Source organism: Candidatus Eisenbacteria bacterium, assembly GCA_013140805.1.
Taxonomy (GTDB): Bacteria; Eisenbacteria; RBG-16-71-46; order RBG-16-71-46; family RBG-16-71-46; genus JABFRW01.
In genome coordinates this window covers 1-8,444 of sequence record JABFRW010000198.1, presented here as the reverse complement: position 1 = coordinate 8,444, position 8,444 = coordinate 1, and the positions used below count along the sequence as shown (strand labels likewise).

Here is an 8,444-nt window from a genome sequence, read left to right as displayed (position 1 = left end):
CGCGAGCCCGGCCGCCAGCGCATCGCCCGGGAGCTCGCGATCGCGCATGAGTCCGCTTCGGGCGGCGCGGATCGCTTCGTCGCCGCGACCGAGCGCGTGCAGGGCAAGCGCGCGCAGCCGATGCGCGCGCGCGAACTCGCGATTGAGCGTGAGTGCGCGCTCGAGCGGCCCGAGCGCCTCCACGAAGCGGCCCTGTCGAAAGCGCGCGAGCCCGAGCCAGAACAGCACGTCCGGGTACTCGGGATGATCGCCGGCAGCCTGCTCCAGGTGGCGGGCGGCGATCTCGAGCTCGCCGCGCTCGAGATGCGCCCTTGCGATGAGCAGTCGGGCATCGAGATAGCGCGGGTTCAACTCGAGCGCCACCTCGAGGTGCCGAAGTGCGGGCTCCAGCTCGTCGGCCGCCACCAGCAGCGCGCCCAGGCGACAGCGCAGATCGGCATAGCCGGGATTCTCGGCGACCGCGCGCTCCAGCGCCGCGCGTGCTCCCGCGCGGTCGCCGGCGTGCTCGAGAGCGCGCGCCTGCTCGACCACTCGACGTGCTCCTTCCCCGTCGCTCGAGTGTTCGAGACGCTCGCGCAACGCCCGCCAGCGCTCAGGGCTCCAGCTCGGTGCGGCGGCTGGCAGCAGGCCCTCAGGCAATTCGAGCCCCAGCGCCACCGCGCGATCGAGCGCCAGCGCCGCGCCCGAACCGTCTCCACGACCCGCCAGACACACGGCGCGCAACAGCTGTGCGTCGAGGTAGCGCGGGTTCAGCGCCAGGGCGTGATCGAGTTCCTCGAGCGCTTCCGAGACGCGACCCGAACGCTCGCACAGGCGCGCGAGCTGGAAGCGCAGGTCCGGGTAGTCGGGATTCTCGTGCAGCGCCCGCCGGAACTGCGACTCGGCCTGTGGATGGTCGCCGGAATGGAGGCAGGCGCGACCCAGTGCCGCACGCGCTTCGGCCGCATGAATGCGCGCCAGGCCGTGATCCGGATTGGACGGGTCGCGCACTTCCTCGAGCGCACGTTCGAGACAGGTCGCCGCCCGCTCGAACTCACCTCGATCGAAGTGTGCGATCCCTTCCAGGTAACTCCGGTTGTGCCCCCATCGGAACAGGGAGCCGAACCGCGACATCGCCGCTCGCCCCGCTCAGTCCATCTGCTTGCGAAGGAACGCGGGCACGTCGAGCGACTCGTTCTTGCTCGGGCCCCGCGACCACGGACGCTGCTTGGTCGTGGTGTTCGTTTCGTCGCGCCGCCACGGACGCGGATTCTGCAGATCGTCGTCGGTCGGCGCAGCCGCCGCGGTTCCGGTGCGATCGATCAGCTTCAGACGCGGTTCGACGTGTCCAAAGCCGGTCGCTACCACCGTGATCACGAGTTCGCCGTCGAGATTGGGGTCGATGACCGCGCCGAAGATCACGTTCGCCTCTTCACCGGCCGCCTGCACCACCACGTTCGCCGCCTCGTTCACTTCGTGAAGCGTGAGGTCGCGACCGCCGGTGATGTTGACCAGCACGCCTTCGGCGCCAGAGATCGAAACGTCCTCGAGCAACGGGCTCGAGACCGCGGCCTGTGCAGCCTCGACCGCGCGATTGGGACCCGAGGCGCGCCCGGTGCCCATCAGCGCGTTGCCGCGATTCGACATCACCGCTTTCACGTCGGCGAAATCGAGATTCACGAGTCCGGGTACGGTGACGAGATCCGAGATGCCCTTGGTCGCCTTGAGCAGCACCTCATCACACACGCTGAAGGCATCGGTGAGCGACATGGTCTTGTCCACGACGGCCAGCAGCCGTTCGTTCGGAATCACGATCAGCGTGTCGACTTCAGCCCGCAGTTCGGCGAGTCCTTCCTCGGCCTGCCGCATGCGGCGCCGGCCTTCGAATCCGAACGGCTTGGTGACCACCGCGACCGTGAGTGCGCCGCTCTGCTTGGCGATGCGCGCTGCGACCGGCGCGGCGCCGGTTCCGGTGCCGCCGCCCATTCCAGCCGTGATGAACACCATGTCGGCGCCGACCAGCGCGTCGGTGATCGCCTGCTCGTCTTCCTCGGCGGAACGCCGGCCCTGCGAGGGGTCGCCGCCCGAGCCGAGGCCGCGCGTCGAGTTGATGCCGATCTGGATGCGGGTCGGCGCCAGCGCCTGGTTGAGCGCCTGCACGTCGGTATTCGCGGTGATGAACTCCACGCCGCGCAGACCGGCGCCGATCATTCGATTGACCGCGTTTCCACCTGCACCACCAACCCCGACCACCTTCAGTCGCGCAGTTGCCTGATTGTCGATTTCGAGTTCGAACATGATTTCAGCACCTCCCTGTGCCTTGTCGGCGGCTTAGTAGAACAGCTCGCCGAACCACCGGCGAGGATCGAGTAGGTTCCGACGATCCGAATTCGTCGGGCGGTCGCGGATCGGGGAATCCCCGCTCTCCTGGTGGATGGCGTGCAGCACCAGCCCGACCCCGGTCGAGAAGCGAGGATCGGAGACGTTCGCGCCGAGGCCGCCGAATCCTTCCGGACGGCCGAGACGCACCGGCATTTCGAAAATCTGCTCGGCGAGCTCCGAGACACCCGGCATCAGCGAGGTACCGCCGGTCAGCACCACGCCACCCCCGAGCAGTTCGGCGAAGTGGTTCTTCTTCACCTCGCGGTTCGCCATGGTGAAGATCTCCTCCATGCGAGGCTCGATCATCGACGCCAGCACGTGGCGCGAGATCTCGCGGTCGGCGCGCCCGCCGACTCCCGAGACCGTGATCATGTCGCTCGACGAAACCGCCGAAGCGAGCGCGCAGCCGTGCGCGATCTTGATCGACTCGGCCTTGTCGATCGGAGTGCGCAGGCCGATCGCGAGGTCGTTCGTCACGTTGGCGCCGCCGACCGGCACGATCGCGGTGTGGCGGATCGAGCCCTCGAAGAACACGGCGACGTCGGTGGTGCCGCCGCCGATGTCGAGCAGCACGACTCCCAGGTCGCGCTCGTCACCGCCGAGCACCGCGTGGCTCGACGCCAGCGGCTCGAGCACCAGGTCGAACACCTTGTAGCCGGCGCGCTGAATGGCGCGGCAGATGTTCTTCGCCGAGGTCACTGCGCCGGTGATGATGTGAACCTCGGCCTCGAGTCGTACGCCGCTCATGCCGACCGGATCCTGGATGCCGTCCTGGTCGTCCACGATGAAGGTCTGAGGAATCACATGGATGATCTCGCGATCGGTCGGAATCGCGATCGCCTTGGCGGCCTCGATCACGCGATCCACGTCGGCCTGACCGATCTCGTTGTCCTTGCGCGAGACCGCGATCACGCCGCGGCTGTTGATGCTGCGGATGTGATCGCCCGCGATGCCGGCGCTCACGCCCTTCACGGGTACGCCCGCCATGCGCTCGGCCTCTTCGCCGGCGCGCTGGATGCTGGCGACGGTTTTTTCGAGGTCGACCACCACGCCGCGGCGCAGTCCCTCACTGGTGGCGTTGCCGACCCCCATGATGCTGACTTCGCCGGGGCCCTTGGCCTCGGCGATGATGCAGGAAATCTTGGTGGTGCCGATGTCGAGTCCGACGTAGGTGCGGGTCTGCGGCGGCATGAAGGGTCTCACCTCCCGGAAGTTGAATTCGAAGTCAGTTCGAGATTCGGCGGAGCCTCGACGAGCGCCGGTCGCACGATGACCTGGCGGTCGAAGCGGACATCCACCTCGTCCGCGCGCGCTCCGCGATGCTGAATGTCCATGAGCACGGCGCGCAACGCCGAGAGCCTGCGCAATTCGGGCGGCCACGCGGGGGCCAGCACCCGGGTGCCGGTCAGCAGCATCAGCGAGGTCGCCTCGCCGTCGGAAACGTCGATCTCGGACACGTTGCCGCCGAGCTGAAGTTCGTTGCGCGACAGCGCGCGCATCCATGCCAGCCCCCGCTCGACGCGCGGGTCGCGAAGCTGTGCGCCGGCCGGCCACGACTTGAGATCGGAACCCACCAGCAGCGGCACGTCGGCGACCACCCCACGCTGCAGCGGCTCGAGCAGCACACCGGTCGAGTCGATCTCCCACGGCGCGCCGTGCTGGACGAGCAGCACCGGCTCGCGTTCGTTGACCTCGATCACCACGTCGCGAAGCAGGCGGCTGACGCGCGCGTCGGCGATGCGGGAATGGAGTCGCAGCGACTGTCGGGCGCGGCGCGGATCGAACGCGATCAGGTCGTCGCCTTTCCGAACTCCCGCCGCCTCGGCGACCGCGACCGGGTCCAGGTAGTGGGCACCTCGCACCCGCACGTGGTCGACCACCGCGAATCGCTTGCGTAACACGCTCCACGGCATCTGGAGGAGCAGCGCGAGTGCGGTGAGGACACCGAGCACCTGGCCGAGTCGCACGAGCCGCACGAGCGGGCGTCGGGAGCGGGGCTCCCGGTTCAGTGCGCGTCCCTGATACGTCGGCATCCAGGCCTCCCCGGGGTTCGAGCCCCGGTGCGTTCCCTCGCGTTCGGTGCGATCAGCCGCCGCGCCGAATCGGCTCCCCGGAAGGCGCCTCCTGGCGCCTCGAGAGCCCCTTCAAGATTTCATCCGCCAGCTTCCACACGTCACCGGCGCCGAGCGTCAACACCACGTCTCCGGCCCGCGCTTCGAGTTCGATCTCGCGCACCGCTGCCGCCGCGTCCGGAGCGAACCGCACCTGCTTCGCGCCCTGAGCCTCGGCACTCTCGACCACCGTCCTGCCGCTGACGCCCGCGAGCGGCTTCTCGCCCGCGGCGTAGACGTCCAGCACCCACACGTGATCCGCATCCTTCCAGACTCCGCCGAACTCCCGTGCGAGCGCCTGGGTCCGGCTGAACCGATGCGGCTGGAATAATACCAGTCTTCGCCCTCCAAGTCCGCGTGCCGCTGCCAGGGTCGCCGCAATCTCGGTCGGATGGTGCGCATAGTCGTCGACCACCCGCACACCCGCCTGCTCGCCGCGCGTCTCGAAGCGCCGCGCGACGCCGTGAAAATCCGCCAGACCCTCGGCGATGTGCGCGAAGCCGATCTCGATTTCGAGCCCCACCCCGATCGCGGCCAGCGCATTCAAGACGTTGTGCTGCCCCGGCACCTGCATCTCGATCACACCGAGCACGCGCCCATTCGACGCCACCGTGAATCGCGAACCGTGCGGAAGCAGCTCGATGTCGGTGGCGCGCAACTCCGCGTCGGGGCCGAGGCCGTAGCGCAGCACCCGCTTGGTGACGCGCGGGAGGATTTCCCGCACCTCCGGGTCGTCGATGCACAGGACCGTCACGCCATAGAACGGCACACGATTGGCGAAATAGACGAACGCCTGCCGCACTTCTTCGAGGCTTCCGTAGTGGTCGAGGTGTTCGCGATCGATGTTCGTGATCACCGTCAGCGCCGGCGACAGGCGCAGGAACGATCCGTCGCTCTCGTCGGCTTCCGCGACCAGGAATTGGCCGTGCCCGAGCCGCGCATGGGTCCCGAGCGCGCGCAGACGACCGCCGACCACGATGGTGGGATCGAGTCCGCCGCGCGCGAGCACCGCGGCGACCATCGAAGTCGTGGTGGTCTTGCCGTGCGCGCCGCCGACCGCGATGCCGTACTTCATGCGCATGAGCTCGGCGAGCATCTCCGCGCGTCCGATCACCGGCACCCCGAGTCGTCGCGCCTCGACCAGCTCCGGATTGTCGGCCGGGACCGCGGTCGAGAACACCACCACGTCCGCACCCTCCATGTTGCTCGCGGCGTGTCCGACGAACACCCGGCCGCCGAGGCTCACCAGTCGATCGGTCACGTCCGAGGCCTTCATGTCGCTGCCCGAGACCTGATAGCCCATGGTGAGCAGTACCTCGGCGATGCCGCACATGCCGGAGCCGCCGATCCCGATCAGGTGGATGCGATGGGTACGCCCGTACATTAGGCGGCTCCCTCGTCCTGCGTGTGATCGGTCGCACCGTTGTCGCCGGCGGGATCACCGCCGGCCAGCCGGTCGAGACTGCGGACGATCCGCTCCGCCGCGTCGAGCCGCGCGAATGTGCGTGCGTGAGCCGACATCTTCCGCAGCAGCTGGCGATCCGACAACAGGTGCGCGATCTCGCGCGCCAGTCGTTCGCCGTCGAGGTCGGCGTCCTTGATGAGCGTGGCCGCGCCGCGCTCGACCAGATTCTCGGCGTTGATCTCCTGATGGTTGTGCGCCGCGAACGGATACGGCACCAGGATCGAAGGGGTGCCGCATGCCGCGATCTCCGCCAGCGTCATGGCGCCCGCGCGGCACACCAGCAGGTCGGCCGCCGCGTAGGCCAGATGGATGTCCTTGAGGAACGGCATCACGCGCGCCGGCAGGCCCTCGCGCTCGACCGAGGTGCGCGCGTTGTCGAAGTCTTCGCGGCCGGTCTGCAGGATGAACTGAACGTCGACGCGACCCTTGAGCCGCCGCATCGCGTCGATCGTCGCCTCGTTGATGCGCCGCGCTCCGCGGCTGCCGCCGAACACGAAGACCGTCAGCTTGTCGTCGGCGAGTCCGAAGTGCCGCAGGCCGTGGCCACGGTCGCCGCTCAGGATGAAGGAGCGCACCGGATTGCCGGTGATGCGAAGGTTGTCCTTGCGATCGAAGTACGCACGCGACTCGGTGAACGCCAGATGCACCTCGCTGGCGAGCCGCGCGAGCCACCGGTTCGCGAGCCCCGGAACGCTGTTCTGTTCCTGCAGCACCAGCGGCCGTCCGGTCAGAAAGGCAGCGAGCGCGATGGGTCCGCTCGCGTAGCCGCCGGTTCCCAACACCACGTCGGGGCGCTCGGTCAGCACCACGATCAACGCCTGGACCAGCCCGACGGCATTGGCGAGCAGAGCGCCCGGCCAGCGCCACCACTGACGCCGCGGCAGCCCCTGAACGGTCACGAACCGCAATGCGAATCCGGCTTCGGGAACCGCCTGCGCCTCGAGCCCGCGCCGGCCGCCCGCGAACACGACATAGGCGTCGGGGTGCTGGCGATGAATCTCTTCGGCGACGGCGAGACCCGGATAAACGTGGCCCCCCGTACCGCCGCCTGCGATCAGAACTCTCATGTCCCCTCCCGCGCCCAGCGCTGTCGCGCGAGCGCTTCCCGCTCCTCGCCTCCCGCACTCACCCGATAGAGCACTCCCGCGGCCGCCAGATTCGCCAGCAGCGCGGAGCCGCCATACGAAACGAACGGCAGTGGCAGCCCGGTGGTGGGCGCGAGCCCGGTGGCCACCGACAGGTTGACGAGCGCATAGAGACCGATTTGGAGTGTCAGGCCGCCGGCAATGAGGCCGGCGAACGTGTCGTGCGCGCGTGCGGTCGCCCGCATGCCGCGCCACAGATAGATCGCGAGTGCAGCGATCATGAACGTGGTTCCGACGAAGCCGAGCTCTTCGCCGAGAATCGAGAAGATGAAGTCGGTGTGCGCCTCGGGTAGAAACAGATACTTCTGAAGTCCGTTGCCGAGCCCGCGACCGAGCCAGCCGCCCGATCCGAGCGCGATCAGCGACTGATCGAGCTGCCAGCCCGCGCCGCGCGCATCCAGCTCGCCGCGCAACAGGAAGTTCGCGAACGTGGTGACGCGTTTCATCTGATAGGGGTGCGTCAGGAGCATGCAGGCGGCGGCCGCCGCACCGACCCCGACCGGAATCGCCAGGTGTCGTCCGCGCGCACCCGCGAGCACCAGCATGCCCATCGCCGTCAGCCCCAGCAGCGCCGCGCTGCTCAGGTTCGGCTGCAGCAGGATGAGACCCGCGAGCACGCCGGCCAGTCCGAGCGGTGCCGCAACGCCACGCCAGAAGCCGTGCTCGTCAGGCGGATTGCGCCGCAGCCACCACGCCAGCATCACGACCGCCGCGAGCCGCGCCAGGTCGGTCGGTTGCAGCGTGAGGAATCCGAGCTTGAGCCACCGCGTGGCGCCGTTCGACATGTGGCCCGCCACCACCACAACCGCGAGCCCGAGCCCGGCGAGCACGAAGAACACCGGCGCCGCGCGCTCGATCGCGCGCAGCCGCAGCTTCGCGAACACCAGCAGTACCACCACCCCGAGTCCGGCGCGCATCAACTGGCGTTGCAGGAAGTAGTCGGGGTCGTGGTAGCGCGTGATGCCGAGGATCGCACTCGAGGAATACACCATGATCACGCCGACCGCGGTGAGCAGCAGCGGCAGGATCAGCAACCAGCGGTCCCCACGATTCACCTGCCTTCCTCCCGGCTTCTGAGCTGCTCGACCTCGGCCTTGAACTGCCGGCCACGGTCCTCGTAGTCACGGAACATATCGAACGAAGCGCATCCCGGCGAGAAGAGCACCACGCCGGGCGCGGCCGCCCCGGCGGGTCCGGGCGCCCGAGCGAGCGCGAACGCGGCGCTGACGGCCGAAGGGAGGCTCGCGCCGCGAGTGGTCGGAACCCCATTCCAGGCGCTCGCAATGCGCTCGGCGCCCTCGCCGATGAGCACCAGGTGGGCAACCTGCCGGTGCACCAGGTCGGTGAGGGCCGCGACAAGGG

8 protein-coding genes are annotated in these 8,444 nt (G+C 68.7%); all 8 read right to left on the bottom strand.

The genetic code is table 11. The features are described from left to right. The coding region (locus tag HOP12_15180) for a tetratricopeptide repeat protein (GenBank protein ID NOT35487.1) at positions 1-1,113 on the bottom strand (1,113 nt) is incomplete at its 3' end. A 15-nt stretch (positions 1,114-1,128) separates the two neighbouring features. Then, entirely contained in the window at positions 1,129-2,277 is a 1,149-nt protein-coding gene (gene ftsZ, locus HOP12_15175; protein ID NOT35486.1) for a cell division protein FtsZ, read from the bottom strand. A gap of 33 nt (positions 2,278-2,310) precedes the next feature. Beyond that, the gene (gene ftsA, locus HOP12_15170; GenBank protein NOT35485.1) at positions 2,311-3,552 is read right to left on the bottom strand and encodes a cell division protein FtsA; all 1,242 of its coding nucleotides are present in this window, start codon (positions 3,550-3,552) and stop codon (positions 2,311-2,313) included. A gap of 8 nt (positions 3,553-3,560) precedes the next feature. Further along, on the bottom strand, positions 3,561-4,394 hold the full coding sequence (locus HOP12_15165) for an FtsQ-type POTRA domain-containing protein (protein NOT35484.1): 834 nt from the start codon (positions 4,392-4,394) through the stop codon (positions 3,561-3,563). 52 nt (positions 4,395-4,446) lie between these two features. Beyond that, positions 4,447-5,856 (bottom strand): UDP-N-acetylmuramate--L-alanine ligase, encoded by a 1,410-nt coding sequence (locus tag HOP12_15160; protein ID NOT35483.1) that lies wholly within the window; start codon positions 5,854-5,856, stop codon positions 4,447-4,449. Then, on the bottom strand, positions 5,856-7,004 hold the full coding sequence (gene murG / locus HOP12_15155) for an undecaprenyldiphospho-muramoylpentapeptide beta-N-acetylglucosaminyltransferase (GenBank protein ID NOT35482.1): 1,149 nt from the start codon (positions 7,002-7,004) through the stop codon (positions 5,856-5,858). The genes HOP12_15160 and murG overlap by 1 nt, the downstream gene beginning before the upstream one ends. Then, the gene (gene ftsW / locus HOP12_15150) at positions 7,001-8,137 is read right to left on the bottom strand and encodes a putative lipid II flippase FtsW (protein NOT35481.1); all 1,137 of its coding nucleotides are present in this window, start codon (positions 8,135-8,137) and stop codon (positions 7,001-7,003) included. The genes murG and ftsW overlap by 4 nt, the downstream gene beginning before the upstream one ends. Beyond that, the coding region (locus HOP12_15145; GenBank protein ID NOT35480.1) for a hypothetical protein at positions 8,134-8,444 on the bottom strand (311 nt) is incomplete at its 5' end. The genes ftsW and HOP12_15145, both read right to left, overlap by 4 nt.